The sequence below is a fragment of the Bacillus sp. FSL K6-1005 genome, from assembly GCF_038000225.1.
Taxonomy (GTDB): Bacteria; Bacillota; Bacilli; order Bacillales; family Bacillaceae; genus Bacillus; species Bacillus mojavensis.
In genome coordinates this window covers 2,187,752-2,213,733 of the sequence record NZ_JBBOBP010000001.1, presented here as the reverse complement: position 1 = coordinate 2,213,733, position 25,982 = coordinate 2,187,752, and the positions used below count along the sequence as shown (strand labels likewise).

Genomic DNA, 25,982 nt, shown 5'->3' with positions numbered 1-25,982 from the left:
GGGGGAAACGAAATGGAAAAAGTACGTTTGGTTCGACACGGATCGACAGATTTCCCGTATAAAGAAATTCATGACGCCTATCTCATCGCAGCGGATACGGTAGCTTTATGGGATTTTGATGCGTTAGGCGGCGGGAGGTTTGCGTTTTATGACACTGGCGGCCTGACGCGGAAGGATGACGGTTACCACCTATACGACGATGCGCACCCAGCAGCCTTCGCATTCGAGTTCGCAAAGACTACTGCGGCATTGGCGCAGCTCGACGGTAGGGAATTAGCGAATATGAGTGTCGCGCAGTTCGTGCGTCTGTTCTTCACCGGGGGCGCTGGCAATGTATGAAGTAGGCGAGACGGTTCAGTATTGGGGTGTTAAGGCGGACGGGCTGACGTGGCTATCAGCGGAAGCCCTTACCGGCAGAATACTAGGACGCAACGTAGACAAGGGCACATACGTAATAGAAGGGCGGTCCGGGGCTGCGCATGTGGTTCCGGAAAGATTAATCGAAGTAAGACGCTGAGAAGTAAACCATAGCGGCTCGCCTTCGCCACTTAAAAACGTGGCTTTGGCGTCCGCAGTTATTTTATTTAAGTACCTTTATCGCGATTATAGTAATCTGCAACGACTGAATTTGAAGGAGTTGCTATGTTTTAAATGTCGGTTGTTTAGTCATGGATTGCGTTATATCTAAATTGAGTACGACTGATTAAGATATACCAGAAAGAAATAAAACAGCTGTATCCCTTGTGGCTCTAAGTGTAGTTATCATTATGTGAATCACCCGAAATGCAGTATATTTAGTTAATTTTTCACCCGAAATGCAGGGTGTTTTTAGAGTTGTTTCTGATATAGCGACTATATACTTGTTAAATATCCCGATATGCTGTCTTACGTAATAGAGGGATTGGATATTGCGTCAACTTTTCTCCGCGCAGCTGTCTATACGTAGGGGAACAAAAAAAACAGAAACTTAACGATAAATACCCATATTTTAGCGCCTTAGCTGTCTATACGTAATAGGAGGCGAAAATTGTTAGGTACATACCCTACATTTTAACCCGTTTTGTTGTCTATACGTAATGAGAACTACGTTAACTTAACGGCAATATCAACATTTACCCCGTTTTGCTGTCTTACGTTATGAAAGTATTAATACGACGACTTAGCGATAGTACCGTATAATTTCTTTCTTTAGCTGTCTATACCTTAAAAGAGGATTAGTTTGTACCACTGGATCGAGTGGTGCTTTTTTATTTGATAAAAATGTAGTGAAACTATAACAAATTTGAAAGGAGGACGAAAATGACTCCAAAAACAATGCGGATGATTCGTCTTGCGTACGGGATGACGCAGAACGAATTTGCTGACCGTTTGGACTGCTCGCAACAACTTATTGCAATGATTGAAAGAGGGGAAAGAAGGCTGTCTAAAAGGATGAGAGGACGGCTTGAGCGCGTTTTTGATTTAGATGCAGATAAAATCGAAACTATTCAAAGACTAAAGGGGATGTTTGAGGATGGGGAATCGAATTGCTGAACAACGCCAGTGGATGAACTTATCGAATGGGACCAAGAGAGATATCTTTGCGGTAAAGGAAAATGCGGTAATCGAGGACGGGAGAATCTACAATAAAAACGGAACTGACGTTTCTCATCTTGTAGAGGTGGTCACTAAAACAACTGAAGAACAAGTCAGAGCGCTTCAAGTAAAAGACAACTTAACAGCGCATGTGTCCGAGAATGGCGGCTTTGTGACGGCGTTTTTTAATGCAAGAGTTACTATGGAGTCTCAATTTCAATCACTTAATCAATCTGACTTGGCACGGTTGATGTTTATCGGGACATACACAGGATGGGGAGACGGCCAGTTAAAGTATGATAATGGGAAACCGATTAATAGATCCGGTCTTAAAAAGCTTGTAGGCATGAGCCCGAATAAATTTAAAGACTTCTATGAAAATCTTAAAAAAGAGGCCGTTCTTCGCGAGGAAGGCGACAGCATTTTTATGAATTCGGCGGTATTCTACCGCGGAAATCACTCCGATATTAAACAGATAACGAGAGATATGCAATATACGCGATTGTTTCGCGATACGGTCCGAGACTTATACGAAATGTATAACGGGAGGACAATAAAGCAGCTCGCAATTATTTACGCTGTTTTGCCGTTTGTTAACTTTAACTTTAATATTATCGCGTACAATCCGAATGAGTCGAACGAGGATTTAGTCGAGCCTATTCCACTCGACAAATTAGCGGCGCTACTCGGGTACAAAGATACTAGCCGATTTAAGGCAGCACTTAACAAGATCGAATACGATGGAAAGCCGGTATTTGGTTTCTTTGAAATCAGCGGCGATCGCAGAAAGAAGAAGACGATACTGAATCCGCGAGTTGTGTATGCGGGTAAAGGGAATACATTAGCTGCAATCAAGGCGCTTTTTAACTAAATAAACTAGAGAAGGTCATCCGATGATGCTCGTTACCGGGCGGAGGGTGGCTTTTTTATATGGAGGTTTTTACGTATGGAACGCAATGAGCTATGGAAATTACGGAAAGGGTGGATCGCTGGCTATACGGAAGACAGAGAGCTTATCCGTCGGGTGAAACGTTACAAAAAAGATTGGCATATTATTGCGGATTATATTAAAAACGGTCGGTTAATCGGTGTGCATTTTAAAATTCCGATTGAACAGAGGCGCGCAGCAGAAAGAATGTTCAATACGAGACTATCAAATTTTTAAAAAAATAAGAGGCTACAAGCCTTCATTTAGTCGGCACAACTATTCCTATTCGAAAGAAAATCAGCCGGCTATTTTCATGTCATTTTCAACGAAAAATGTTCATTACACTTATTTTCGAGGAGGTATTTGCTTGTATGGAGTTGTTGTTTATGTAAAGCCTGACGAAGTGCTTACGGTTGATGTGGAAACAGGTGAGATATTGCGAAGGATTAGCGGCTGTCACCGGGACTTACTCGTGTCACAGGCGCTTTTTTACTGCCGAAATGCTGGCGAAGTGCCCAAAATCGTTTATCAGAGGGAGGAAATCGCATGTACTGCGTATCAAAAATGACAGATCACTACGGAAATTACGGTGAATCTGACTCATCATACATTCGCGAATCTCTAACCGGTCCTTTTTCCGACTTATTTCCGGACGGTCAGGCTTTTATCGAGCTGGACGAAGAAAGAGGCACATATAAAGTAACGGACCAGGACGGCGGAGTAATCGCGTTTTCGACTGTTACCCGCAGTAAGAAAGCAACGGATCTGGAATTTAGTCGGCAGTTATTTAACGTAGCAGCCGACGCAGCGTGTCATTACGGTGCTAAGAACGCGTTCGTGGTGAATGAGACAGTGAAAATACCGGTCGACGAGTACGAGGCCGAATTATTAAAAGCCGAGAAGGAGGACGATGGAGAATGAACGAATGGAAAGCAAAACGATCTGAACTAGAACAGCAACTAATTGACGCTAAACAAACGGTGATTAAGTATGAAGGTACGTTAAGGCCTTTCCGTACTATTACCGAATCAGAGTATCGGGACGCAAAGCGAGCGGTCATAAACTTGGCTACGCAGATATCAGACGGCGACTACGAGGCCGGACGACCTTCAGATCCGTACGAAGGAATGTCCGTACAGGAACTGCGGAGTCTATATGAGGAAAAGAAAGCGAATTATAGGGGCTTTGCTGGCTCTGGTCAGGAGGCTGCGGAATTAATGCGAATCGACACTCGTATCCAGGCGCTTGAAAGCGAGGAAGCAGAGTGAAATATACGCTGTATTTAACGCAGGCCAGCGACGATCGCACAACAGTTTATTCGTACGCGCTCTACAATTACGAAGGGCCGCAGATGTCCGGCGTATTCGTTGCGTCCGGAAGACGTCGGCAGGACACGTCATACTGCGGCCATATTGCGCTTCAGCGGGCTTTAAGGGCGGCGGCTAAAACGGAAGGCGTTATTTCGCTCAAGGTAATCGTTGATCACCCGTTAATGCAGCCAATCATGTTCGAAACGATGGGAATCGACGAGCAAAAGTATCCGGGGTTATGCCAGACGACAAACCGCCTGCTGAAACGTTTTGCATCACATGAACTGGCTGCGAGTGAATTCGTCAGTGACGATGCGGCTTGGCAGGAGGTCGCGGTGCTAGACGAGGCGTTGGACGTCCTCGAACAGAATAGAACGATCAAGGGACGGTGGCGGATGATTCGCGATCGATTTTTTAATATCCATAAAACAATACGGTAGGAGGAATTAATATGAAATTTTCAAAGAAACTTACGGATAAGGTGACCGAATTAAAGGCGCTTCAAGAAAAGTACACGACTCAATACGAAGGGATGCGCACTCATAACGAAAAAGTGTCCGCTGAACTTACCGCGGCAGAACAGGACCTCGCGGCGGCAATTGAAGCGCTGGCAGAGGAACCTTCGGAGGAGAATCGCTCGAAAGAGAAAGAAGCTAGACGGAAAGTTACGGAGCTACGTCTGGAAGCTGGCGGTGCCAGTGAACGTCGGGACGCAGTTTTCCGTTCGAAAACGGCTCAAATTACCGACATGCAGACTGAAATCTTAAAGCTTGCAAAAAAGGAGCTCATTGCTAATAAAGCTGAGAAGGAAGGGGATGCACTTGAACGAATTGCAGCCGCAAAGCAAGAGTATCTGGAAGCTGCGAAAGCATATCACGATTTGCTGATGGTCGATGGACAGCAGAAGTATTATGACCTAGTACGTGAGATTGGGGCTGGCGAAAGAACATGGAAAGAACACAATCCTAGCTTCCATGTCCACCATCCAATCTATACGGATAGAGGATACGGTAATAACAAATATGGGATTATTGAACTCGAAGTAAATCGCGCATGGAGACGCGGGGAAATTCAATAGATATCGAGACGCCTTTTATCGGGCGTCTTTTTTATTTTGAAAAACAAAGGAGCGAGATGATGAACACAGTAAAAGATATAAATGAATTGCTATTCAGTTACACAGATATTTTTGACACGGAAATATCCCCTGGAATAGAAAACGCCAAGAGCCGAGGGCAGTTACGTAAAGCAGTGAAGAAGGCCGTAGTTTCTATCAAACAACTTGAGTATAGACTTCAACGAATGGATTTCGATAAAGATCTTGAAACGCCCGTTAGTCTGATTAAATCGTATTTCAGCACAGCCCGCAAAGGGTTTGAGTATATAGCTAAGGGTAACGCGCACAAAGGCGCACAGTATGACCGCCGAGCAAGAGAAATTTACGCCGAATACTTGAGAAGGTTCGTATAATGGCAGATCAATCGATTATCGTCCGGATTGGGACAGACATAACGGATCTTACGCAAGGGCTAAGACAATCAACGCAAAGCTTAACGGAATTCGGATCGAGAATGGCCAGCATGGGAACGACGGTCGCGGCGGGATTCGGAGTGATTTCCGCAGCAACCGTCGGAGGACTGGCAGGAGCGGTTAAGGCTTCGGCTGATTTTGATACGGCAATGAGAAAAGCGGGCGCCATTGCCGGAGCAAGCGAGGAGCAGTTTAACGACATGCGAAACGCGGCCCTAGATCTTGGCGCTACCACGTCAAAATCAGCTTCGGAAGTAGCAGAAGCAATGACAGAACTTGCTGCGAAAGGTTTCGATGCCAATCAAGTAATCGCGGCCATGCCCGGGATCATAAAGGCGGCTGAAGCCTCTGGCGAGGACCTGGCGCTTACGTCGGACACTGTAACAAGCGCGCTAAACGCGTTTGGTATGGAGGCCAGCGATGCTACAAAGGTTGCAGACATTTTAACGGTCACAGCGAACAAGTCGGCCGCAGGTATGAGCGACATGTCTTATGCGTTGAAATACGCTGCGGGGCCGGCTCATCAACTCGGCATATCTATGGAAGAACTTTCGGCAGCAGTCGGTATCATGGTAGACGCCGGAGCTGACGGATCTCAAGCCGGTACAACATTACGGGCTTCTTTGCTGCGTCTCGTAGATCCTCCGAAGGCAGCGGCCGCAATGCTTGAGCGTCTAGGGGTATCAACTACGGATAGTAACGGCAAATTTAAAACGCTTCAGCAAATTGTTGCGGAATTACAGAAGAGCATGGAAGGTATGACAAAAGCAGAAAAAGGCGCTGCACTCGCTCGGATATTCGGTACGGAATCAGTATCCGGAATGATGGCGGTTATTTCTGCCGGACCTGCAAAACTCGGAGAATTCACGAAAGCCCTGGAGAATTCCGGAGGTGCTGCGGCAGAAGCCGGTAAGAAAATGAAACAGGGAATCGGCGGCGCGCTTGAAAACTTAGGCGGGGCCTTCGAAACGTTAACTATTATGATAGGTGACGAGCTTGCTCCGTTTGTGCAATCTCTCGCGGATAACATTACCGACCTGATTAACTGGTTCAATAACTTAAGTGAAGGTGCAAAGCGCTTTGTCGCGGTAAGCGGTCTAATTATCGGAGGATTAGCCGGCTTCATTGCGTTGACTGGTGCGGCAGTCGCAATCATCGGGTCACTTATTTCAGCAACCGGTACCATAGTAACGGCATTTTCAGCACTTGCAACTACGATGGGAATGACGAGCGGAGCCTTACTGTTATTGCTCGGTCAATCCGCACTCATTGCCGGAGCAATCGTAGCGGCAGTCGCAGCCATCGCGTTGTTAATCAAAAACAACGAAGCCATCCGTACTAAGTTCGAAGCTTTAGCGAACACAATCGGCGTAAAGCTCGCTCCGGCCCTGGCGGCACTGAAGACGCTCTTCAGCGGACTAGCAACGGTTTTAACGGGCGACTTCGCAAGCGGAGCCGATAAATTGCGTCAGATTCTACCGGAATCAGTCGTCCAGCTAATTATCGCCGGCGCTACGGCCGTACAGAACGCGATTACGAATCTGATAAGCGCCGTCAACAAAGCGTTTCAGGGCGACTTTAGTTCTATCGCGCAATACATTCCGACAATCATCGGTTTGTTAGTCGGTGGCATACCGGGCTTGATCATTACGGGCGCTAAATTTCTGCCGGCGATCGAGCAGGGCCTACAGACGTACTTGCCGACGTTCCTAAACGGATTCGTCAATCTCGTAACTTCTGTCATAAACGCGATCACTACGAATCTACCGATGCTTGCGCAGGCCGGCGTTCAGATCATAACGGGACTTCTAACCGGATTTACGCAGGCGCTTCCGAATATTCTAACGGCGATTACGCAAGTTATAACGACTTTGATCCAATCGATCACAACGCTTTTGCCGATGCTTCTTGGCGCGGGAATCTTAATCATTACGTCGCTGATCCAGGGAATTGTTACGGCACTTCCGGCAATCATTACGGCGGCAACGCAATTACTAACGATGTTAATTACGACAATTGTTACGTTATTGCCGATGATCATTGAGGCCGGCATCCAGATATTGAATGCGCTGATTAACGGAATCATCCAGGTACTCCCGCAATTAATCGAAGCGGCGCTGCAGCTTATTATGGCGCTTATTAACGCAATTGTGACGAATCTACCGTTATTACTCGAAGCGGGCATTCAGATACTGACGGCTTTGGTCGACGGAATTATTACGATGCTTCCGCAATTAATTGAAATGGCGCTGTTCTTAATCGTCAGCTTGGTCCAAGCGCTGATCGATAATTTACCGAAAATCATTGACGCTGGCGTCCGTTTAATCATTGCGCTAGTTAACGGTTTGATCCAGGCACTTCCGCAATTAGTTTCGGCAGCAATTACGTTACTTACGCGATTAGTCGATACGATCATCCGATTTATGCCGCAGCTAATCGACCTCGGAATCAAGTTACTAGTCGCGCTCGTGAACGGATTGATTCAGGCCGCGCCTAAGCTCCTGCAAATGGGCGTAAAAATCGTGACGGATTTGGCAGGCGCGATCGGCGATAACGTGAGTAAAGTGTTCGACGCTGGGGTCGATCTGATCAAGGGTCTCTGGAACGGAATCAACTCCGTAAAGGACTGGATTCTCGGAAAAATTGGCGATTTCGCTGACGGTATCACCGAGGGAATCAAAAGTTTCTTCGGCATTCATTCGCCTTCACGCGTATTCCGTGACGAAGTAGGTAAGTTTTTGCCGCTAGGTTTGGCGGTCGGTATCGAACGAAATATCGGAGCGGTTCAGTCGGCGGCAGACGCAATGGCAAGCGCGGCCATGATCGACGCACAGGATTACGCGTACAATCCGTCAATGGCGCTGACGGGCGGAAAGATGGCGAGGGTTAAACACGCCTTCGAAGCGTCAGTTGCGGAGCCGAACGTCGGACAGCCGATGCACATCGAGCTTGTGACGGTAATGGATAGCGAAGAGATCGGACGCAGGACAGAACGCGTTGTAAGTGCGGAACAAGGACGGAAAATTTCGATTAAAAATCTGATGCAGGGGTGATGGCGTTAGAAGACGAAGCAGGGCGGTTGGGAGGCCGCCTTTAAGCTTCGTTTGTCATACGTTTGCCAAATATAAAATATAAGAAACTTTTCTATACTCTTGCGTATCTGTAGCTGTTTTTAATAAAAGCGTGATGGTATCTTCCTTTAGAAGGAGCGGACATTAGGCCATCATACACACCTTGAGGCACATCAAAATAGTCGTAGGTGCCGCTTTTAAAAACAATCCGTAACACTTTGGATTGGGAATCGTAGCCAACAGCACTTAAATTTGAAGAGTTAACCGGGACTAAGTTCATAGTATCACCTCCATTTGGTATATATTTCTGCAAAAAAGATCAAAATACCTTCAAAAACTAGTCGAAAGGATGAGAAAATTGTTGGAATTTAAAACGTTAAAAGAAATCGTCGAGCAGCTTAAGGATTGCGGATATGAGTGCGAGGCAGGTCCGTTAGTGAATAACATAGCTTTTCAAAAGCTTGCGGAATTTGCTGATGTCGAAATACGAGAGCAACCCTAATCAAACGGAGTCTCTATTGAGATGTCTAAGTAATATTTTTTTAAAAAATAAACTCTTCTTGCGCGGTTGAGGCGCTTAGTCTATAATCGGAATTAACAGAATAAGGACGTTCAATATGAGTTGCATGACTTAACGCTGATATACCAACGTTTGACTTACCGATTGACTTATCGGATCACTTGCGGATACCTTGACAGGGTAGAGGTCGCTGGTTCGAGCCCAGTCGGAATCATAGCTTAAACCCTTGCGCAGCAAGGGTTTTTATTTTTGTATTTAGTTATATTTGTTAGCTTTGTGTCTACATGGGGCGAATTGAGGACGAAAATTTTTTTGGGCTGATTAAGAAGTGAATTCAAAATCAGCCCTGTTTCTATGCTAGGTTTAATGGATTATAAGGTTTCAATATTCTTTTCGATTTTTTGAATAACTTGTTCGAGCCATATGATTGGAGATACTCCGTAACTAAGAATGTCCACTCCGTCAGCAGCTTCATCGATAAAATCATTCTTTTCTTCATCCGAATAATCACTGTTAATAAAATCTTTTAATGCTACTATATCAGTTTCTTGCTCTTCTTTTGGAATCTCTCCTAAGTATCCGTCCAGTGCTGATTCTGGAGTATCAATATCCTGATGGAAAAACCCACCAAGGTATCTAAACATAGGATCAGAAACTTCAATTTCAATCATTACTTATCACCACCAAGAAATGTTAACTTCAAATCTGAGAAATGGTGCGTATCTTATTCTATATAACTTTCTGCTATATCAATATCGTTTGTCATTTCTAAGTCAGGGTATTTTTCATCTAATTTCTTAAACAATTAATAAGTTTTTTACTTTGCAAACTTTCAGCTAAATCTTCAAATACCTCACTGATCCAATATAAATCTTCTTTCTAAATAGCTAATTGTATTTTCCTCATTTTCTGAGAGTACTTCAATTTGTTCATCCCAACTCTTTTGAATTCCATAATCATTATTAAGATTAAGTTCTTTTCTTTTAATTAATATAGCTTCCATTTTTTTCTCTAAGTTCATATTGGTCCTCTTAACTAAGAAGGGCTATTATTTTCAAATTGCCTTTCCTATTGTTACATCTCCATCATGGAAAAATTCAATAACATAACCAGATTCGCTGAACATGAAAGTATCTGAACCTACAGCAGTTACATCATCAATTACGTTTAAGGCATTGTCTAAGCTGGTTTTTACAGCTGGATAATCACCGTAAGCCCAAAGGAGAATAATAGTTTTATCATCTATTTTATTCTCAATTAACCATTCATCGATATCTTCAGCGTAATCAATAGATCTGTGAGTAGTTACTTCATCCCATTTAATTCTTCCCCATGATGTGAAGGGGAAACTTTCGCCAAGTTGTTCGTGATATTTGCGTGTGTCAGAAATAGTGAGAACTTCTTTGTTATTTCCAAGAGCTTCTAGACATTCTTCGTATAAAGTCATATTAACACTTCCTATTTATTTAAATGTTTTAAAAGGGATTTATAAGTATTTTCGTTTCCGTTAAAAGGTATATAATATTTCTTTGCCTTATCTCCTTTTCCATTTCTATAATCCTCAATATTTATATGAGGCCCCTTTTCGGGGTCATAATCTAATCTCCAAAGGACTTTATTATCTCCAGACATTCGGCCAACTGGTATGCTCTGCGAAATCCCATTCAACCGTATGAAATCCCCACCTCGATATAAAGCCCTTCTCTACGTAAGAAGGGTTTTAATTTTATTTAACCATTAAATATTTCTGGAATTTTATCTCGCCATATTATTAACAACTCTCTAAATTGATCGGTTTCAATTGAGTTTTCATAGGGTTCTTCTATCCTAAAAGAGTTTTCAACAATTGTCACATCTTTTTTGATGAGAACACTTGTAGCATTTAACTCAATCTCAAAATCTTCATATATCCCTTCTAAAACCTTTTCAATGTAATCTATATACTCGTTGGCTTGTTCTTCTGTAGCGATGTTTTCAATAAAATCAGAGAAAATACTGATTTTCTCTGGCAATACCATTCCTAAATCACCAAATGGATCTTTTTCAAATTTATATGTATATTTCATATGCTATTTCACCTTCAAGATTATTTTTTGTATAACGGATAAGCAGTTGCGATTGTTCCATCTTTATTTAGATACATTTCTATTTTAATACCCGAAGCAGAGATGCCCCTGAATTTATTTGAGCCGATTTGCTTTTTAGTTTGATAAGCTTCATCAATAGCTTTTAATACATCTGCACGGTTCCACTCTTTAGGGAAGAAACTAGAATCAGCTATTTTTTTAACACCATCAACCTCAACCTTTGCCATATAAACTCCATTTTTATCAGGTTTCTTTTCAGTACCTGGAATAATCTTTCCGCCCATCATACTTTCATGGTGATAACCAACTGCTTTTCCGCGTTTATTTATTTCGGTAAATGTGCTTCATTGTACCTGTAGTATACTTACCATTTCCCGAATTGAAATTAGAAGTCTCTGATTTCCTGAGAATACTCTCTTTTTGATCTTCAACAATCCTTTTTAATAGAGGAGTATTTTTTGCGTTATACGTATTATCGATGTCTTGGGCAATCCCGACAAGTGCAAGATCATTCTTATTTCTAACAATAGAATTAATATAGGCTGTTCCCTTTTTAATCCCATTATTCACATGAGCAGCGGCTGTTCCACCTTCAGCCACTTTACCTACTTTAGAAAGCTTGGTCCGTAATATCTTATTTCATTCGATTCCTTTTTGTCTGTTTACTTAACAAATAAATAAAAGCCCTCTTTTTTAGAAGGGCTTTCAACAGCTGATGCTGTCAGACTGTTCCAGCTTACTCAAGATTGCATTTATCGACGAAAACGAAAGCAAAACTTGAAGTATTATTTGTTTATTTCAGACATATTTCTTCAGAATAAGTTTGCCCGCATATAAGATGGAGAAGTTTGAAGCCCCAATAGGTTAGCTGCTGATTCTTATCCGCTATTTCTTGTTATTTAATACACTCCACAGTTTTCTAGTGCTAGTAAATCCATAGGGCAACCATTATATAAATTTCGCAGTTGTTTTTATTTTCCGAGAAAATGCTATAATGAAAAGCCATGAATAATGTAAAGAGGGGGGATTACGGTGCATTACATAACTGCATGTTTAAAAATCATCAGTGATAAGGACCTTAATGAAATAATGAAGGAATTTAAAAAACTTGAGGAAGAAACAAACAAAGAAGAAGGGTGTATCAAATTTCATGCTTATCCGCTTGAACCATCAGAACGTAAAATAATGCTTTGGGAGATTTGGGAAAACGAAGAAGCTGTTAAAGCCCATTTCACGCAAAAACACACAAAAGACGTTCAAAAACAAGAATTAACGGAAGTTGAATGGTTAATGAAAAGTAATGTGAATGATTAAAAAGCTCCTTATAAAGAGCCATTCAATGACTAAGAACACAGCCACTTGTAAATTATTGACGGATTTATGTCCAACTCTGCCAACAATCATCATTTTCATTCAGAAATCATCAGATGTATAATTCAATATGCCTTTAAATAAAAGGACAAACTTGATTTTTCGGCTTAGAAATTCATTATTCCTGTCTCGTTTTAGGGTCAAAATTATTGAAAAGTTCAGCGGTGGTTAATTTCAACCTGGATATGTACATAAAATCTCAAATTTCTAAGAAAAGCTCCCACAGAATAGGGAGCTTTTCTATTTTTACATCACTTGCCATAAAGTGTATTAATTATATAAAACTTTTATAGGTGTTAAGAGATTTAGTGATGTTTTTTATACGATTTGACATAATCATAATAATGATCATCGTCATCATAATACTTTTTATCGTAATGATAATCGTGATCATCATCATAATACTTCTTGTCATGATCAAAATCATAATACTTTTTGTCGCAATCATAATGCTTCTTATCGCAGTCATAATACTTCTTGTCGCAATCATAATGCTTTTTATCGTGGTCGTAATACTTCTTGTAATAAGTTTTTTTCCAAGTGTAATACTCTTCTTTATATTTTTTATAATAACCCAATGTAAACCCTCCTATTGTTTTGATCAAAATTAATATATGAAGTTTATATTATATGGTATGGTCAAATTAACTGATATTTTATTAATAGGGCTGTTTAAAATCAGTTAGGTGAAAGAATTCGATCACAGTGATTAGACGAACTATTGTATGCCGAAAGTTATGAAGACGAACATCTTTTAGGCCGTACTTCTTTTTAATGTTAGCTCACTTTACGGTAGGGCTTGTATAGTAGTAATGCTTTCCTTAACCACTGTTGATTTTTATTCTCAGGATACTACTGTTTCAACTAATAGGATGCGGCTTTAGGATATATGTCCAACACGATTACAGGCCGGGCATGAGAGCGAACCCTACTTTGATCGGGGGAATCATTTCATTCACGCTGCGGCTTACTTAAGAGATATTGAAATTATATAGAGAAGAGGGAGGACAAATGAACGGATTTTTAGAAATATGAACATGCTTTAGATTGAACCAGATCTGTTTCAATTCACAAAATGCTCCTAATCTAGAGAGAGTAGTCAGGGGGATTGCTTTTCCAGCTGCTTAATAGGTCAAGCGGAAGGATATCGTTTATAGCACTTAAGATATCTTTTATGGTTTTCTTCTGTTCAGACATAATGGATTTTGATAATGTGTAAGCGTTAGCATCTTGTGTTCTAAAGAGGATTCTTCGATGTATGCACAGATAAGCTGGCGTCCTCTAAAGAACATGAAATGTTTATCAAAATAGCAATTTTTATAGCAATTAAATCAATCGAATTGTCAGCAACACTCGCATAATCTTTATAAAATGGGTTGATGTTATGGCACCTTTGCCGGAAAACTCACTGTCATCTAAATCTGCTCCGGCATTGAAGGCTTCTTGAGATTGACCATCTGGCTTCTTCTTCTCTTGAATTCTCTTGATCAGCTCTCAGCTTCAGATAGCAATGTTTTAGCTTCAAAGACTTTCATGATCATATCCTTACCTTTTTGAGTCCTGTAGCACGAAAAAGTTCATTTGATAATGATGAAGTGTTTCAATTGTTTAAAGGCATCTTATTATTTCCACCATTTAAATCTCAGTTCCTACACATATCTTTAAATTATATCCCTCTCCCAATAAAGTTAGCAGATACTGGCTTTAAGTTTAATTCTCTTGCCCAAACAGATAGTTGTCCAATGTGATGAATTTCGTGAGCAACTATATGATGTAATATCTCACTCCTTTTGAACATTTCTTTCATCCATGGAATTGAAACAAGTTCATCTTCTAAATTGTCTAAGTCTGTGTCAATAAACTCCTTAATTTCAGTACGCAGAGTAACTGAAAGGGATTTAAGTTTTTGAATGGTATTGTAGTCACTAAAATTCACTGCAATGTCTTTCTTGCCTTGAATGGCACGAATCCAACTATATTCCACGTCAATGATATGAAAGAGGGTATATAAAATACTTTCAACTCCTCCAATGCGGTTTTTTAATAATTCCTCAGTAGTTAAGTGATTGCACCATTCAAACCATTCATCTCTTACCTGCCAGTTATACTCAAAAAATTTAATCATTGTAAACACTCCAATATAATATTTGTTCCTCTGATAAAAATTAGCGTTTTATGCCTAAACTCCTTTTCTGCCGCTAATATATCATCCTCTATTAAAAGGCGTTCCCGCCGATTTTTGTTTGGTCTGCTTATATAGCGACATGTACAGAGGATGGGAGGGAAATGAAATCAAAAAGTAAAATATACGTTCAATACTGGGAGGAATAGAAGGGCAAAAAACATTGCTCCTGCTCTGATTATGCTAGTACTCAACATACATTGAGCACTGAAACGTACAATTCAAGAAAAAAATAAGGATAGGCAAACAGCTCAATAATGATCCAACTTTACAAAATCAAACATCAACGTATTGGTACATGTAAAAACAGAAAAAAAATGAGCATCCCGATTTCAATATCATCTGGATGCTTAATGTGTGCAAAGTTTTGTTTTATCTTTTCGCAATGAGATAAAGTGATATGGCTCTTTGGGTTTGAAGAGGATTATGAATCGTAATTACCCACTGGTTTCTTCTCCTTGGATAGCTGCCTATTGCATACAATGGAGCATAATCACGTGGAGTAAACCCGCCATTAATGACCTTTATCTCTCTTCCTTCAAGATAACAAACAAGGTATTCACCAGGATCTATGACCTGTTGGTTAGTCCATGCGTAAGAATAAAAGCCGTCACCAAGATCCTCGGTGGAAGATGGCGGTATAAAGCCATCTACATTCAATGTGATTTCTCTTCTTCGCTGTCTTTCTGAAAAGTCTTGATTTCTTTGCGTGTGATGAGCAGGTGGTAAGTGAGGAATTAACGCAGGAACATAATAGTAATGATACAAAGTAACCACTCCTTCGTTTACATTCATACAAAGTGTATGTTGGCATATTTCGTTAATTCCTGTTTTGTTTCACGTTGACTAAGAATGGAACTAAAGGAGTGAGGATCATGAACTTGTCTATTTTTGTTTTACGCCTGCCTTCATTTTTTGTATAGCAAGCTATTTGATAATGAGATCTTTTTGCCATTGACTAGTTTTATAGACCTCCTATTTTTCATTGTTTTTATGATATAATGGATATGTTTTGCAGTAAACTATAGTATTGGTAACGGAGGAAATGATATGAAGTGGTATTGGAATGGCTTAAAGAACTATGTCAATTTTGAAGGCAGAGCTCGGCGAAAGGAATACTGGATGTTTCATCTTTTTAATGGCATCATTTGTGTTATTTTATTACTATTATCATTAATACTAGTTGGATTATTTACATCAGGCCCATTGGCTGCAGAAGGATATGCCAGTTCTCAAGTAGGATACGTAATTGGATATGGCGGGGGATTACTGGCATATATTCTGATCTTTCTTTATCAGTTAGCTGTTTTTCTTCCGTCGCTTGCTCTCAGTATCCGCAGATTGCATGATATCGGCAAAAGTGGCTGGTGGATATGTATAGGCTTTATTCCGGTAGTCGGTCCTATTATCATGCTTGTCTTTAACTGCCAAGATAGTGAAACAAAAGTTAATCAATATGGAGAAAATCCTAAGGCTGCTATAAATGAATCGTAAATTGCGCCCCAATTGTTAGACAACGAGTTTAGCGATTGGGGTGTTTTTTATAGCCTGAAGAACTCATAAGGAAACTAAATATTCAAGATAGAGAACAACTTCACCAAAGAGGGAGGAATAAATCAACCTTAGAGAATGTTGTGCTGTAAGATATCGGCATGTATGATTTTACATTATGTTGTTTAAAAAGGTTAACTGCATTTTGAATAGTTGTTGTTATTTTTTCTTCTTAAACCAATTAAAAAGAGTTGTTATCCACTAACTTAGAACCACTTCCTAAGCACCTTTGTTATAATTTTCGCAAAGGATTGAATTAATATGCTGATCAAGAAGACATTTAAGAATGGAACGAATCAAAGTGAACTTAATGGACAAACTTATATGGATTAAAAAGAAGAGAGGAGGGTGGAAATGAGTAAAAAATGGTTGCAAATAATAACTGCGTTATTTCTATCCACTTTTATATTAATGGGCTGTAATAACGATCAAAATAATAATGATCAAGATAACAATACTCCAGATGTTGAGGAGAACGATCAGGATAATAACGGTAACAATGCGCCGGGTGTTGATGAGGACGATACGATCAATAAAGATGATGAAAAAGATAATGAGACCGATCCCGAAGATCCGGTTGAGGATAATGAAGATGCCGATAAAGATAAAAAAGATGAGTAAGAAAACAGCACATCATCATTGTTTGCAGAAGAACCGACTCTTCGTGCAGAGAAGTTTTATAACTCTTTTCCATGCTTTGTGAAAGGCTCTAAAATGACAAAAAGCTCTGTCCTTAGTGGATGGGGCTTATTGTGTGTTTGTGACACGTTTTTGAAATGAATATTATTTACCGAATTTAAAACATAAGAAAAATTCAAATAATACTTCAGAATCATTGATTTCAACTCGAATTTTTGATAACTAATAATTGTCTATATTGCCAAAAGGAGTTGGAATCATGAACAAGTTTTTCTTGGCTCTCTTTTTATCCGTTTTCACTTCTGTCAGCATTGTTTCAACAGCAAATGCAGCAGTAATCGATCATGACAAGGTTGTCGGCTTTAAAGAGGCAGCGCCTGCCACTGTTACTCCAAAAGCGGCGAAACGTTTTCAGCCATATTTGAAGGTTTATAGCGGCTGCGTGCCTTTTCCTGCAGTCGATGCACAAGGCAATACAAGTGGAGGTTTAGAGCCTACTGGAGCGCCTGAAGGACATTGCAGCAAAAATACTGGACAAGTATATTCGCGTTCTGCATGGTACAATGGGGTTTGGGCAATTATGTATTCCTGGTATTTTCCAAAAGATGAAGCCTCGCCAGAATTAGGTCACAGACATGACTGGGAAGGAATCGTTGTATGGATTGATAATCCAGCAAATCAAAACCCAAAAGTTTTATCCATTGCATATTCCGGACACGGAAAATTCACAAATGCAGCACCGAGTGGAAGCAACATGAGAGATCATCATCCTTTGATTGCATATGACAGCACTTGGCCGCTGAACCATGAATTACGTATGAGCGATGATGTAGTAGGCGGAACTCAACCGTTAATCGGATGGGATGATTTAACTCCTGCCGCAAGGAATGCATTAAATACAACTGATTTCGGTAAAGCAAATGTTCCTTTTAATGATAATAACTTTACCATCAATTTAAAGAAAGCATGGTTTAAATAAAAACATCTTGGTGTTGGGAAGAGTCCTTACAAAGAAGGATTCTTTTTTTTGACTTACACGAATTTCTATTAGTTGCAGTTTCTAAACAATAGCTGATTGGGAATGATTACTTTAAAAAATGGAACGAATGATAATAAGAGAAGTCCTTGTCGGAAAGCCTTTTCTCTCAAGAATCTCTCTGTGGTGAAAATGATGTCTGTCTTTTAAAAGAGAGGATAAGGTTCAAGCCGCAATCTATTTACCATTAAGAGTAGTAATTAAGGTTCAAAATATTGACAAATCGATGTGTTTTCAACAAAAGGGCAGCCCCTTCATGTATACTGAGTCCGTAATTACAATGAAGAAAGGGGTAATAGAATGAAAATCAGTTTGGAGAAAAAAGCAGGTTTCTGGAAGAAGGCAGCGATTTCATCACTTATTTTCACCATGTTTTTTACCCTGATGCTGAGTGATACGGTTTTTGCGGCCGGACTGAACAAGGATCAAAAGCGCCGGGCGGAACAGCTGACCAGTATCTTTGAAAACGGCACGACGGAAATCCAATACGGATATGTGGAACCATTGGGTGATGGAAGGGGCTATACATGCGGACGGGCAGGCTTTACAACGGCTACCGGGGATGCATTGGAAGTAGTTGAAGTATACACAAAGGCAGTGCCGAATAACAAACTGAAAAAGTACCTGCCTGAATTGCGCCGTCTGGCCGAAGAAGAAAGCGATGACATAAGCAACCTCAAGGGATTTGCTTCTGCCTGGCGCTCGCTTGGAAATGATAAAGATTTCCGTGCTGCCCAAGACAAGGTAAATGACCGCTTGTATTATCAGCCTGCCATGAAACGATCAGAGAATGCCGGATTGAAAACGGCACTGGCAAAAGCTGTGATGTACGATACAGTTATTCAGCATGGCGATGGTGATGACCCTGACTCTTTTTATGCCTTGATCAAACGCACGAATAAAAAGGCGGGCGGCTCACCTAAAGACGGAATAGAAGAGAAGAAATGGTTAAATAAATTTCTGGACGTGCGCTATGACGACCTGATGAATCCAGCAGATCCGGACACCCGTGATGAGTGGAGAGAATCGGTTGCCCGTGTGGATGTGCTTCGCTCTATAGCTAAGTCGAACAACTACAATCTGAATGGACCGATCAATATCCATTCAACAGAATACGGTGATTTCGTAATCAAATAAGCAGCGAGTGTATAGAAACCGGCTGCACCCTTTGCGTATACACCCGCCGCCCTCATTAATATGGCGGGGGTTAACGTGTGAACCGATTGTGTAAATGTCATTACCATTACTTAGCCCTTCTCAGAGAAGGGCTTTTTTCAATAATCTGCTTTTCCGATTCAATGAAAAAAACCAGATTCACTAGGCATGAATGTATCTGTTCCAACGGCAGTCACATCAGCAATTAGTCTTAATACATAATTCTAGACTTGTTTTCATGCTGGCTGATCCTCTAAATAAAGAGTGTTTTTCTTACAGTAAACGGAACAGTTTCTGTCATATTACATTCTTTAAACTTATTGTGTTGACTGAAAGATAAATTATGCTTTGGCAGATACAGAACTAGTACTAATGACGAATGGTCACTCTTAAGAGTTTTTTTGTTATTGGTCAAAAGGGGTGAATGAATGCCTGCTCAAAAGACAGAATAAGGGTGAAGCTGATATTCCAATGTTTTCAGAAAAGAGGTGAAAGCATGACTAAAAAAGGGATTCAAAATTCAAGTATTGAACAAATGAGAAATGATCATGAGACTGAAACAGCATTCAAAGCAGATGATCCTAAAAAACATGGTACAGATTCAAAGAGGACAAAATAAGTTTTGTTTCACAAGATTTAGGCCAATTGTTTTTGGCCTGTCGTATTGATTGATAAGGAATGGGAGTGGATGATGTGACTCAAAAAAATGGAGCAGACAGACCTGATGATTATAAAAGATTTTCTGAAATCGACAAGGACTTTGATTTTAATCAAACCCTACATGGCAATCCTAAGTCGGAGACATTAGACAAGAACGAACAAACCAATAACAAAGAAGATGTAAATGAAAATATGAATGTGGCAGGAAGATATTTTGAACCGTCAGATTACAAAGGAAGCACGCAATTGGAAGAGGGTTTGGCAGAAACGCATGAACAAGTCAGTGATGACTATTTTGAGGGAACCATCGACCAAAACTTGGACTAATCATCAAGCGGAGCTGACTCGAATGAACTTGAGTTAGTTCCGTTTTTATTTTTCATCTGATCGCCGGCTACTTCTAAGGCCTTTTTCAAAAGAGGTGTGAAAATAATGGCATTCACGGTTTATGTGAACGGGCCTGACAGCTGCCGGCATTTGCGAAACGAAAAGGAAACCGAAGCCAGATGATCTTTTGAAAGAAGAGAACCCATCTCATTACAAGAGAGGCTATAACAAGCAATTATATTTAATCTTTTTCAGGCTTCTTTGGATTTCTTAATTTTGAATAGAGAAAAAGGTTCATGCTGATGCATGAAACAAAACGTAAAGATGCTCTCAATCTCTTTTCTCTAGTTGGAAAAATTGATAAAATTTATGCAGAAGAATGAAAAAACACGATTCGGTTGGTAGTCCGGATGCATTTTACATGTCAGTAACCTTCCCCTCCTCGGGATGTCCGTCATTCTTTCATCATTTAAAAGAGGAGGGATCGTTATGAAATTAACGATTTACTACGATGGTCAGTTTTGGGTAGGCGTTATCGAGGTTGTGAAAAACGGAAAACTAAAGGCCTCTCGGCATTTGTTTGGCAATGAGCCGAAGGATTCTGAAGTATTCGATTTTGTTAATAGGCAGCTCTTAAAGACTCTGTCTCAGTCTGAGCAGGAAGGGGTTCGTGTAAAAGCCCAAGATCAGAAAAAGATAAATCCGAAAAGATTGCAACGTCAGGTTTCGAAGGAATTAAAACGTGCCGGAGCATCCTTAAAGGCACAGGAAGCCATGAAACAAGAGTTTGAAGCGAACAAGCAAAAGAAAAAACAAATAACCAAAGAACAAAGAGAAAAAATAAAAGAACAAAAGTATCTCCTCAGAAAGCAAAAAGCTAAAAAAAAGCATAGAGGAAAATAGCTTAAGAAAGCAGGCATAGAGCCTGCTTTCTTATATGTTTTTACACTTTAGCGTATCTCCAATGGATAAAGTCTTTTTCTTTAGCGTCCAGTTTAAACCCTAACTTCTCCAAAATATGTTGTGAACCAATATTGCCATGTTCACATCTAGCCGTAATACAGCTAACATTCTCTTGGCTTAATGCCCAGTTTATTAACTTTTGAGCAGCCTCAAAACAATAACCTTTACGGCGGTGACTTTTATTTGTTGCAAAGCCGATTTCAACCATGCCATCCGTATCAGGGTCGCCTAAAAATCCAATTCCTCCAACAATTTCATAATCATCCTTCTTTAAAATGATCCATGAATCGAATCCTTTTGTTCCTTTGTTTTTCATTAAAATCTCGCGGAAATAAGGAATTGCTTCAAAAAAATCGGAGTTTGGCCATTCCCCATTTGTTTTATAACCCAGGTCTATAATAGCCTGATGATCCCGTTTAGATGCAGCGTCTAGAAGGTTAACATCAATCGTTTTTAATAGTAACCGATCCGTTTCAAGGAGAACCATCTCTTTAGCCTCTCTTCTGCTTGATATCCATACTTGTGAATCCTTTTTTACGTTAATTTATCCCGAGAATGAATTGGCACTTCATAACATAATTTTTTCTCTCTTTAACGTATCCGTCATATGTGCCACACCAGAAAAATTCATTAACTAGGTACAGGAAAACGATTAAGAAATCAGTATGCCTTCAAAATGGTAAGAAAAACCGTCTGCATCTAAATATTAAATAGAAAAAATGGATGACACGGAGTAAAGGGGGAGCAGAGTTGGTGCTTGCTCTTTATTATTTATCATTCACAGGAATATGCATAAGTTTGGCGGTGAGAACAAAGCAGTAGCAGACTTTCCTAAGACATACACATACTTTGATGCTCACCAATCGTCTTCAGCAGGCTGCGCATCGAATTTGTCATGTAAGCGTCTTTGTGACGAATAAAGATGGTTGAGATCATGCTATATTTCTCAGGCAGCGGGTGACAATAAACCTTACCTGCGGCTGAAAGATGTGTAATGGCAGATTCGGGTACGACTGTGATTCCAAGACCAAGTGCAACACTGTTTAAAATGGTCTCTAGAATGTTAAATTCCAAAATTCTTTTTGGAAGCAAACCTTCATCTTTGAGCCAATGTTCTAGCCTAGAACGATATCCGCATCCTTGATTAGACACAAGGATCGGCGTCGTCATAAAATCCTCTATTTGAAACGTTTTATTTGCTGTTACTAGAGTAAGTTTTTCAGTATTGACATCATATTGTTCGAGAATGGAGTGCTTAATTGGCCCTGATATAAAAGCCCCGTCTAATTCGTGGTTAGTTACCTTCTCAATCAGTTCCTCTGTTAAGCCAGCCTGCAATGATAAATCAACGTTAGGATACTTTTTATAATAGGAGGCTAAGATGGTCGGCAGTATCCTCACTGTTTCCACTGTCCCGATTTTTAATATTCCCGACGGTATATCACTATCAAGAAAGACTTGTTTTAGCTCTTCAACATCTATCAAGATTTTGTTTACGTATTCAAGCATTTTTCGGCCCTCGGGATTTAATGTTACCCCTTTTTTATGCCGATTGAAAAGAGGTGTTTTGAGTTCGTTTTCTAATTGCTTAATACGTGCTGTTACATTGGATTGTACATAGCTTAATTCCTTTGCAGCGCTGGTAATACTTTTGTGATGGGCAACGCTTTGGAAAATTTGTAAGTCTCGCAACTCCATTTGGTATCCCTCCTTCATTTAAAATATCATTATAAATGATGTTTTTCATCATTTTTATTCATTTTACATGATGTCATTCCTCTTTTTATAATTCTCATTGTCAATACAAGAAAAGGAGGGGAATGACAATGAAAAACGGCCAATTATTCATTGGTGTCCTCACATGTTTAGTAGCAAGTATGTCGTGGGGCGCAATGTTTCCAGTTGCGGATCATGCATTAGCATTTGTTGATCCATTTTATTTTTCATCTATTCGATACGGTGTGGCAGCAGTTATCTTAGTGATTTTATTATTGGTGAGGGAGGGGAAGAAATCATTTCGTTTAGAGGGTAAAGCAAAATTGCTCATTTTTTTTGGTATGATGGCGTTTACTGTATACAATGTTTTTATTTTTTGGGGCCAAAGATTGATGGGGAAGTCTGGAATCATGACTGCGTCTATTGCAGAGGCACTGATGCCAATCATTTCTATTTTTATCCTTTGGGGGTATAAACATGTGAAGCCGAAAAAATATAAGATTCTATCTATTATGATTGCTTTTTTTGGTGCCGCATTTGTTATTACCAAAGGTGATATGAGTTTCTTTTATACATTGAGAGATAATCTGTTTTCGCTAACCTTTATTTTAATGGGTGTTGTGGGATGGGTAATCTATACAATGGGAGGACAGATGTTTCAAGAATGGTCTACACTGCGCTATTCAACATTGACATGTTTATTTGGTACAGCTATAACGGGTATTCTAACAGCTGCGCTCACCGCTCAAGGATACGTGTCCATACCTAGTATACATGTGATTGCTGAAATTAAGTATGACTTATTATTTATGATTACTTTACCAGGTATCGTAGCTCTCCTTAGCTGGAACTATGGTGTTAAAATTTTATCACCCATTAACGGGATTTTATTTATTAACTTTGTTCCCATTACTACATTGTTGATCATGATGATACAAGGATCTAAAATCACTATTTTTGATGTAGCAGGAACACTGCTTGTCATGACAGCACTTATTCTAAATAACATTTTTCAGCGTAGGGAAGATAAAAATGATAAGCAATCTTTAGAAAATAAACAAACACAGTTGACTATTTCTTAAACGTTGGAGGATGCTATATGTTTGAAGGTTTATTGTTTTTTATTTCGGCTGGAATTGTCTGCGAACTAGCAGCAATTAATCGAAATGGCCGCAAAAATATAAAACAACAGGAGGAGTTCAATCAACTTTTAAAAGAACTTCTTAATAAAGACACCAAATAATCCGGAATATGACAAGTTGTAGATACATCATCTCCTTGAAACATTCAAGGAGATCTTTTTTTAAAAAAAGCTTTGACATTCACGTTACGTTAAAGTGTACGGTTACTGTATAAGGAGGGAGAAGAAATGGAATATACCGTTCAGAAGTTAGCCAAATTAGCGGGAGTCAGCACAAGAACGCTTAGGTATTATGATGAGATTAACCTTTTACAGCCAGCACGGATTAATTCATCTGGATACCGAATTTATGGGGAAAAAGAAGTCAACCAATTACAGCACATTTTATTTTATCGAGAGTTAGGCTTCCAATTAGAGGAGATAAAAAAATTAATCTTTTCCCCATCTTTTGATCGTCAGAAAGCATTAAAGGATCATCATGCAGAGCTTTTAGAAGAAAGAGCCCGGATTGATAGCCTTATCCAAAATGTAGAGAAAACAATTCATGCAGAGGAGAGAAATGAAAAAATGAGAGATGAAGAGAAATTTACCGGATTTAAAAAAGAGCTTGTGGAAGAAAACGAGAGGAAATACGGAGCGGAAATACGCCAAAAGTACGGCAAAGAAGTGGTAGAAGAAGCTAACCAAAAAGTGTTGAATATGACAAAGGAGGAATATGAAGAGCTGACCGCTACAGAGAAAGAAATGTTTGAAAAACTTAAAAAAGCATTTAAAGAAGGAGATCCAAAAAGTGAAAATGCATTGAAAGCGGCGGAATTGCACAAAAAATGGCTTCTTTATCATTGGAGCGACTACAGCAAAGAAGCGCATGCAGGTCTAGGGGAGATGTATGTATCAGATGAGCGCTTTAAACGATATTATGATCAACATGGTGAGGGATTAGCTGAATTTCTAAGACAGGTGATCTATGTATATACGGGGAAAGTAAATGATTAAGCGTGCAACTGATGCATGGACGTTATCAGGCGAAAACGATAGCGAAGTTTGAAGCACGTTTGAAATAAACAAGAGTATTCCTTGGTAATGATGGGGAATCCTCTTGTTTACTTTCTTCAAAAAGTTTTAAATGTAAGGTAGCGTGGGACCTGAAAAATGTAAAAAGCTTACTAATTGTAAGCTTTTTTATAAATGTATGTAAGAATACTTAGCCAAAAGACTAAGCATCCTCGACATCTCTTTCAAATATCATTTCAAAATAAGCAGCTGCTCCATACCCGTCTATACTAGGGGCGAAAATCTGAATAAACTTCCATCCTCTTTGAGCATAATCACGGATGATTTGTTGGTAGTCTTCTTTGGGTCTTCTTCTCATGGTACTAAGTTCGACTCTAACGAATTCATACTCTTTCATCATGTGATACCTCCTCTAAGGTTATACGAAAGAGCGAGAGAAAAGTTTCCGAAAGATGGGAAAACAAAAGATGAACATACCGAAAATAACTAACGGTTCAAGAACATTCGAGTTCTGATCATATTCACACAGTTCTGATTGACCAGTACCTAATCGTGAGATGCTGATTTTCAAAAAAGCCAATGGTCGGAAGCAAGAACGCAGAGCGAGGTACGCCTTGTCCTATCATCTAGATGAACCGGCGATTTAGAAAAAAGGGGGAAGGATCATAACGGTGCTCCTTTTATGATGTTTCAATGGGGCTTGTGGAAATGACATATTCTTTACCGAGCCGTGTGGCAATCGCGGATCAGCAAAACAAGTGATAATAACACATATAAAAACGAACAGATCATCAGTATACTCATGACTGGATAGTGTTTCGCAGAGTATATGAAAAAGTCCAGCTGTGAAATTTGTTTGGGGCTCGTGATGGTGTCAATGCCGTTAAGGAGCTTTGTAAATTTGGCTGTGTAATTCCATTCGAATTGATCTGAAACAAGCTCGCTTCCTTGATACCAATTGACAGCGGCTAAAAACAGAAATGCCATGAATGAAAATCCAAGCTGAACAACTAAAACAATCCCTTTCATCGTATGCCTCCAAATCAATGAACATGAGAAAAGCAAATCATATATCACCATAATGTAGGCAGTTCGACAATTTTTTCTTTATTTCCGGATTGGGACTATTAATGGAAAAGATCTTAGTCTGGTTTAGTTTCATATTTTAAAATGGATAGATATTATGTATTTTATTGGGATTTTAGT

34 protein-coding genes and 5 pseudogenes are annotated in these 25,982 nt (G+C 39.8%); 24 read left to right on the top strand and 15 right to left on the bottom strand.

Features of this window, described 5'->3' with window-relative positions:
- The first annotated feature begins 12 nt into the window (after positions 1 to 12).
- From NST16_RS11640 to NST16_RS11585, 12 genes are all read left to right on the top strand, one after another.
- Entirely contained in the window at positions 13 to 339 is a 327-nt protein-coding gene (locus NST16_RS11640; protein ID WP_340886742.1) for a hypothetical protein, read from the top strand.
- Positions 332 to 517, top strand: a complete 186-nt coding sequence (locus NST16_RS11635; RefSeq protein WP_340886740.1) for a hypothetical protein — start codon at positions 332 to 334, stop codon at positions 515 to 517. Before NST16_RS11640 ends, NST16_RS11635 begins: the two co-directional genes overlap by 8 nt.
- Before the next feature lie 782 nt (positions 518 to 1,299).
- Positions 1,300 to 1,533 (top strand): helix-turn-helix domain-containing protein, encoded by a 234-nt coding sequence (locus tag NST16_RS11630; RefSeq protein WP_014480743.1) that lies wholly within the window; start codon positions 1,300 to 1,302, stop codon positions 1,531 to 1,533.
- A complete protein-coding gene (locus NST16_RS11625) occupies positions 1,514 to 2,446 on the top strand; it encodes a hypothetical protein (protein ID WP_014480742.1) in 933 nt (310 codons plus the stop codon). Before NST16_RS11630 ends, NST16_RS11625 begins: the two co-directional genes overlap by 20 nt.
- Before the next feature lie 75 nt (positions 2,447 to 2,521).
- Positions 2,522 to 2,740: a hypothetical protein gene (locus NST16_RS11620; protein ID WP_014480741.1), complete on the top strand. Its 219-nt coding sequence runs from the start codon at positions 2,522 to 2,524 to the stop codon at positions 2,738 to 2,740.
- A 130-nt stretch (positions 2,741 to 2,870) separates the two neighbouring features.
- On the top strand, positions 2,871 to 3,071 hold the full coding sequence (locus NST16_RS11615; RefSeq protein ID WP_340886733.1) for a hypothetical protein: 201 nt from the start codon (positions 2,871 to 2,873) through the stop codon (positions 3,069 to 3,071).
- The gene (locus NST16_RS11610) at positions 3,050 to 3,424 is read left to right on the top strand and encodes a hypothetical protein (RefSeq protein WP_340886730.1); all 375 of its coding nucleotides are present in this window, start codon (positions 3,050 to 3,052) and stop codon (positions 3,422 to 3,424) included. The genes NST16_RS11615 and NST16_RS11610 overlap by 22 nt, the downstream gene beginning before the upstream one ends.
- Complete coding sequence (locus tag NST16_RS11605) at positions 3,421 to 3,771, top strand: hypothetical protein (RefSeq protein ID WP_340886727.1); 351 nt, start codon at positions 3,421 to 3,423, stop codon at positions 3,769 to 3,771. The genes NST16_RS11610 and NST16_RS11605 overlap by 4 nt, the downstream gene beginning before the upstream one ends.
- Positions 3,768 to 4,253, top strand: coding sequence for a hypothetical protein (locus tag NST16_RS11600; RefSeq protein ID WP_340886724.1), 486 nt, complete (start codon positions 3,768 to 3,770; stop codon positions 4,251 to 4,253). Before NST16_RS11605 ends, NST16_RS11600 begins: the two co-directional genes overlap by 4 nt.
- Before the next feature lie 11 nt (positions 4,254 to 4,264).
- Entirely contained in the window at positions 4,265 to 4,891 is a 627-nt protein-coding gene (locus tag NST16_RS11595; RefSeq protein ID WP_340886720.1) for a hypothetical protein, read from the top strand.
- A 59-nt stretch (positions 4,892 to 4,950) separates the two neighbouring features.
- Positions 4,951 to 5,283, top strand: a complete 333-nt coding sequence (locus NST16_RS11590; RefSeq protein ID WP_010333816.1) for a hypothetical protein — start codon at positions 4,951 to 4,953, stop codon at positions 5,281 to 5,283.
- Positions 5,283 to 8,396: a phage tail tape measure protein gene (locus NST16_RS11585; protein WP_340886715.1), complete on the top strand. Its 3,114-nt coding sequence runs from the start codon at positions 5,283 to 5,285 to the stop codon at positions 8,394 to 8,396. Before NST16_RS11590 ends, NST16_RS11585 begins: the two co-directional genes overlap by 1 nt.
- A 91-nt stretch (positions 8,397 to 8,487) precedes the next feature.
- Here the strand turns inward: NST16_RS11585 and NST16_RS11580 are convergent, their stop codons facing one another.
- Positions 8,488 to 8,694, bottom strand: a complete 207-nt coding sequence (locus NST16_RS11580) for a KTSC domain-containing protein (protein ID WP_010333818.1) — start codon at positions 8,692 to 8,694, stop codon at positions 8,488 to 8,490.
- An 81-nt stretch (positions 8,695 to 8,775) separates the two neighbouring features.
- On the opposite strand from NST16_RS11580, the gene NST16_RS11575 reads away from it, so the two are divergent.
- Positions 8,776 to 8,916, top strand: coding sequence for a hypothetical protein (locus NST16_RS11575; protein WP_010333819.1), 141 nt, complete (start codon positions 8,776 to 8,778; stop codon positions 8,914 to 8,916).
- A gap of 389 nt (positions 8,917 to 9,305) precedes the next feature.
- On the opposite strand, the gene NST16_RS11570 is transcribed toward NST16_RS11575, so the two are convergent.
- From NST16_RS11570 to NST16_RS11545, 6 genes and pseudogenes are all read right to left on the bottom strand, one after another.
- Entirely contained in the window at positions 9,306 to 9,605 is a 300-nt protein-coding gene (locus tag NST16_RS11570; protein ID WP_340886708.1) for a contact-dependent growth inhibition system immunity protein, read from the bottom strand.
- A 53-nt stretch (positions 9,606 to 9,658) separates the two neighbouring features.
- Positions 9,659 to 9,955, bottom strand: a pseudogene (locus tag NST16_RS11565) (hypothetical protein).
- Between the two features lie 33 nt (positions 9,956 to 9,988).
- Positions 9,989 to 10,381, bottom strand: a complete 393-nt coding sequence (locus NST16_RS11560) for a CDI toxin immunity protein (protein WP_339180960.1) — start codon at positions 10,379 to 10,381, stop codon at positions 9,989 to 9,991.
- Between the two features lie 11 nt (positions 10,382 to 10,392).
- A pseudogene (locus NST16_RS11555) lies at positions 10,393 to 10,572 on the bottom strand (T7SS effector LXG polymorphic toxin); the annotation flags it as partial.
- A 92-nt stretch (positions 10,573 to 10,664) separates the two neighbouring features.
- Positions 10,665 to 11,000, bottom strand: a complete 336-nt coding sequence (locus NST16_RS11550) for a tRNA-Val4 (RefSeq protein WP_326332790.1) — start codon at positions 10,998 to 11,000, stop codon at positions 10,665 to 10,667.
- A 20-nt stretch (positions 11,001 to 11,020) separates the two neighbouring features.
- Positions 11,021 to 11,645: pseudogene (locus tag NST16_RS11545) on the bottom strand (EndoU domain-containing protein); the annotation flags it as partial.
- A 408-nt stretch (positions 11,646 to 12,053) separates the two neighbouring features.
- On the opposite strand from NST16_RS11545, the gene NST16_RS11540 reads away from it, so the two are divergent.
- Entirely contained in the window at positions 12,054 to 12,335 is a 282-nt protein-coding gene (locus NST16_RS11540) for a putative quinol monooxygenase (protein ID WP_268451259.1), read from the top strand.
- A 362-nt stretch (positions 12,336 to 12,697) separates the two neighbouring features.
- Here the strand turns inward: NST16_RS11540 and NST16_RS11535 are convergent, their stop codons facing one another.
- From NST16_RS11535 to NST16_RS11520, 4 genes and pseudogenes are all read right to left on the bottom strand, one after another.
- The gene (locus NST16_RS11535; RefSeq protein ID WP_010333831.1) at positions 12,698 to 12,970 is read right to left on the bottom strand and encodes a hypothetical protein; all 273 of its coding nucleotides are present in this window, start codon (positions 12,968 to 12,970) and stop codon (positions 12,698 to 12,700) included.
- A gap of 541 nt (positions 12,971 to 13,511) precedes the next feature.
- Positions 13,512 to 13,927: pseudogene (locus NST16_RS11530) on the bottom strand (T7SS effector LXG polymorphic toxin); the annotation flags it as partial.
- Between the two features lie 131 nt (positions 13,928 to 14,058).
- Positions 14,059 to 14,517, bottom strand: coding sequence for a DinB family protein (locus NST16_RS11525; RefSeq protein WP_326217258.1), 459 nt, complete (start codon positions 14,515 to 14,517; stop codon positions 14,059 to 14,061).
- 429 nt (positions 14,518 to 14,946) lie between these two features.
- Complete coding sequence (locus NST16_RS11520) at positions 14,947 to 15,342, bottom strand: hypothetical protein (protein ID WP_010333833.1); 396 nt, start codon at positions 15,340 to 15,342, stop codon at positions 14,947 to 14,949.
- Positions 15,343 to 15,624: 282 nt separating this feature from the next.
- Here NST16_RS11520 and NST16_RS11515 point away from each other — a divergent pair, with 282 nt between their 5' ends.
- The 7 genes and pseudogenes from NST16_RS11515 (at position 15,625) to NST16_RS11485 (ending at position 20,845) form a co-directional block, all read left to right on the top strand.
- On the top strand, positions 15,625 to 16,068 hold the full coding sequence (locus NST16_RS11515; protein ID WP_268446485.1) for a DUF805 domain-containing protein: 444 nt from the start codon (positions 15,625 to 15,627) through the stop codon (positions 16,066 to 16,068).
- A 411-nt stretch (positions 16,069 to 16,479) separates the two neighbouring features.
- Positions 16,480 to 16,746, top strand: a complete 267-nt coding sequence (locus tag NST16_RS11510) for a hypothetical protein (protein WP_168747458.1) — start codon at positions 16,480 to 16,482, stop codon at positions 16,744 to 16,746.
- Positions 16,747 to 17,023: 277 nt separating this feature from the next.
- Positions 17,024 to 17,743 (top strand): NPP1 family protein, encoded by a 720-nt coding sequence (locus NST16_RS11505; protein WP_340886693.1) that lies wholly within the window; start codon positions 17,024 to 17,026, stop codon positions 17,741 to 17,743.
- A 357-nt stretch (positions 17,744 to 18,100) separates the two neighbouring features.
- Complete coding sequence (csn, locus tag NST16_RS11500; protein ID WP_268446484.1) at positions 18,101 to 18,937, top strand: chitosanase; 837 nt, start codon at positions 18,101 to 18,103, stop codon at positions 18,935 to 18,937.
- 514 nt (positions 18,938 to 19,451) lie between these two features.
- On the top strand, positions 19,452 to 19,574 hold the full coding sequence (locus NST16_RS11495) for a biofilm-forming protein (protein WP_168747461.1): 123 nt from the start codon (positions 19,452 to 19,454) through the stop codon (positions 19,572 to 19,574).
- 74 nt (positions 19,575 to 19,648) lie between these two features.
- A complete protein-coding gene (locus NST16_RS11490) occupies positions 19,649 to 19,942 on the top strand; it encodes a YozQ family protein (protein WP_340886689.1) in 294 nt (97 codons plus the stop codon).
- Positions 19,943 to 20,363: 421 nt separating this feature from the next.
- Positions 20,364 to 20,845 (top strand): annotated as a pseudogene (locus NST16_RS11485) (YjdF family protein).
- 40 nt (positions 20,846 to 20,885) lie between these two features.
- On the opposite strand, the gene NST16_RS11480 reads toward NST16_RS11485, so the two are convergent.
- Positions 20,886 to 21,392 carry a GNAT family N-acetyltransferase gene (locus tag NST16_RS11480; RefSeq protein ID WP_268505383.1) on the bottom strand — a complete coding sequence of 169 codons (507 nt, stop codon included), beginning with the start codon at positions 21,390 to 21,392 and terminating at the stop codon, positions 20,886 to 20,888.
- A 344-nt stretch (positions 21,393 to 21,736) separates the two neighbouring features.
- Positions 21,737 to 22,603, bottom strand: a complete 867-nt coding sequence (locus tag NST16_RS11475) for a LysR family transcriptional regulator (RefSeq protein WP_268446480.1) — start codon at positions 22,601 to 22,603, stop codon at positions 21,737 to 21,739.
- A gap of 128 nt (positions 22,604 to 22,731) precedes the next feature.
- Between NST16_RS11475 and NST16_RS11470 the strand changes: the two genes are divergently transcribed.
- The 3 genes from NST16_RS11470 to NST16_RS11460 all read left to right on the top strand — a co-directional run bounded on the left by NST16_RS11470 (position 22,732) and on the right by NST16_RS11460 (position 24,758).
- Entirely contained in the window at positions 22,732 to 23,703 is a 972-nt protein-coding gene (locus tag NST16_RS11470) for a DMT family transporter (protein ID WP_340886686.1), read from the top strand.
- 17 nt (positions 23,704 to 23,720) lie between these two features.
- Positions 23,721 to 23,864, top strand: coding sequence for a YrzO family protein (locus NST16_RS11465; protein ID WP_268505387.1), 144 nt, complete (start codon positions 23,721 to 23,723; stop codon positions 23,862 to 23,864).
- A gap of 126 nt (positions 23,865 to 23,990) precedes the next feature.
- Entirely contained in the window at positions 23,991 to 24,758 is a 768-nt protein-coding gene (locus NST16_RS11460) for a MerR family transcriptional regulator (protein WP_340886682.1), read from the top strand.
- A 220-nt stretch (positions 24,759 to 24,978) separates the two neighbouring features.
- Here the strand turns inward: NST16_RS11460 and NST16_RS11455 are convergent, their stop codons facing one another.
- Together NST16_RS11455 and NST16_RS11450 are read right to left on the bottom strand one after the other, a co-directional pair.
- Positions 24,979 to 25,173 carry a DUF4177 domain-containing protein gene (locus tag NST16_RS11455; protein ID WP_024121010.1) on the bottom strand — a complete coding sequence of 65 codons (195 nt, stop codon included), beginning with the start codon at positions 25,171 to 25,173 and terminating at the stop codon, positions 24,979 to 24,981.
- Positions 25,174 to 25,496: 323 nt separating this feature from the next.
- The gene (locus NST16_RS11450) at positions 25,497 to 25,805 is read right to left on the bottom strand and encodes a YjdJ family protein (RefSeq protein WP_340886678.1); all 309 of its coding nucleotides are present in this window, start codon (positions 25,803 to 25,805) and stop codon (positions 25,497 to 25,499) included.
- Between the last annotated feature and the right edge of the window lie 177 nt (positions 25,806 to 25,982).

Excerpts from the sequence above, each read along its gene's own strand:
- NST16_RS11640 (WP_340886742.1), top strand. The coding sequence starts at position 13 with ATGGAAAAAGTACGTTTGGTTCGACACGGATCGACAGATTTCCCGTAT.
- NST16_RS11635 (WP_340886740.1), top strand. The coding sequence starts at position 332 with ATGTATGAAGTAGGCGAGACGGTTCAGTATTGGGGTGTTAAGGCGGAC.
- NST16_RS11630 (WP_014480743.1), top strand. The coding sequence starts at position 1,300 with ATGACTCCAAAAACAATGCGGATGATTCGTCTTGCGTACGGGATGACG.
- NST16_RS11625 (WP_014480742.1), top strand. The coding sequence starts at position 1,514 with ATGGGGAATCGAATTGCTGAACAACGCCAGTGGATGAACTTATCGAAT.
- NST16_RS11620 (WP_014480741.1), top strand. The coding sequence starts at position 2,522 with ATGGAACGCAATGAGCTATGGAAATTACGGAAAGGGTGGATCGCTGGC.
- NST16_RS11610 (WP_340886730.1), top strand. The coding sequence starts at position 3,050 with ATGTACTGCGTATCAAAAATGACAGATCACTACGGAAATTACGGTGAA.
- NST16_RS11605 (WP_340886727.1), top strand. The coding sequence starts at position 3,421 with ATGAACGAATGGAAAGCAAAACGATCTGAACTAGAACAGCAACTAATT.
- NST16_RS11595 (WP_340886720.1), top strand. The coding sequence starts at position 4,265 with ATGAAATTTTCAAAGAAACTTACGGATAAGGTGACCGAATTAAAGGCG.
- NST16_RS11590 (WP_010333816.1), top strand. The coding sequence starts at position 4,951 with ATGAACACAGTAAAAGATATAAATGAATTGCTATTCAGTTACACAGAT.
- NST16_RS11585 (WP_340886715.1), top strand. The coding sequence starts at position 5,283 with ATGGCAGATCAATCGATTATCGTCCGGATTGGGACAGACATAACGGAT.
- NST16_RS11580 (WP_010333818.1), bottom strand. The coding sequence starts at position 8,694 with ATGAACTTAGTCCCGGTTAACTCTTCAAATTTAAGTGCTGTTGGCTAC.
- NST16_RS11570 (WP_340886708.1), bottom strand. The coding sequence starts at position 9,605 with ATGATTGAAATTGAAGTTTCTGATCCTATGTTTAGATACCTTGGTGGG.
- NST16_RS11560 (WP_339180960.1), bottom strand. The coding sequence starts at position 10,381 with ATGACTTTATACGAAGAATGTCTAGAAGCTCTTGGAAATAACAAAGAA.
- NST16_RS11550 (WP_326332790.1), bottom strand. The coding sequence starts at position 11,000 with ATGAAATATACATATAAATTTGAAAAAGATCCATTTGGTGATTTAGGA.
- NST16_RS11525 (WP_326217258.1), bottom strand. The coding sequence starts at position 14,517 with ATGATTAAATTTTTTGAGTATAACTGGCAGGTAAGAGATGAATGGTTT.
- NST16_RS11515 (WP_268446485.1), top strand. The coding sequence starts at position 15,625 with ATGAAGTGGTATTGGAATGGCTTAAAGAACTATGTCAATTTTGAAGGC.
- NST16_RS11510 (WP_168747458.1), top strand. The coding sequence starts at position 16,480 with ATGAGTAAAAAATGGTTGCAAATAATAACTGCGTTATTTCTATCCACT.
- NST16_RS11505 (WP_340886693.1), top strand. The coding sequence starts at position 17,024 with ATGAACAAGTTTTTCTTGGCTCTCTTTTTATCCGTTTTCACTTCTGTC.
- csn (WP_268446484.1), top strand. The coding sequence starts at position 18,101 with ATGAAAATCAGTTTGGAGAAAAAAGCAGGTTTCTGGAAGAAGGCAGCG.
- NST16_RS11495 (WP_168747461.1), top strand. The coding sequence starts at position 19,452 with ATGACTAAAAAAGGGATTCAAAATTCAAGTATTGAACAAATGAGAAAT.
- NST16_RS11480 (WP_268505383.1), bottom strand. The coding sequence starts at position 21,392 with ATGGTTCTCCTTGAAACGGATCGGTTACTATTAAAAACGATTGATGTT.
- NST16_RS11475 (WP_268446480.1), bottom strand. The coding sequence starts at position 22,603 with ATGGAGTTGCGAGACTTACAAATTTTCCAAAGCGTTGCCCATCACAAA.
- NST16_RS11470 (WP_340886686.1), top strand. The coding sequence starts at position 22,732 with ATGAAAAACGGCCAATTATTCATTGGTGTCCTCACATGTTTAGTAGCA.
- NST16_RS11465 (WP_268505387.1), top strand. The coding sequence starts at position 23,721 with ATGTTTGAAGGTTTATTGTTTTTTATTTCGGCTGGAATTGTCTGCGAA.
- NST16_RS11460 (WP_340886682.1), top strand. The coding sequence starts at position 23,991 with ATGGAATATACCGTTCAGAAGTTAGCCAAATTAGCGGGAGTCAGCACA.
- NST16_RS11455 (WP_024121010.1), bottom strand. The coding sequence starts at position 25,173 with ATGAAAGAGTATGAATTCGTTAGAGTCGAACTTAGTACCATGAGAAGA.
- NST16_RS11450 (WP_340886678.1), bottom strand. The coding sequence starts at position 25,805 with ATGAAAGGGATTGTTTTAGTTGTTCAGCTTGGATTTTCATTCATGGCA.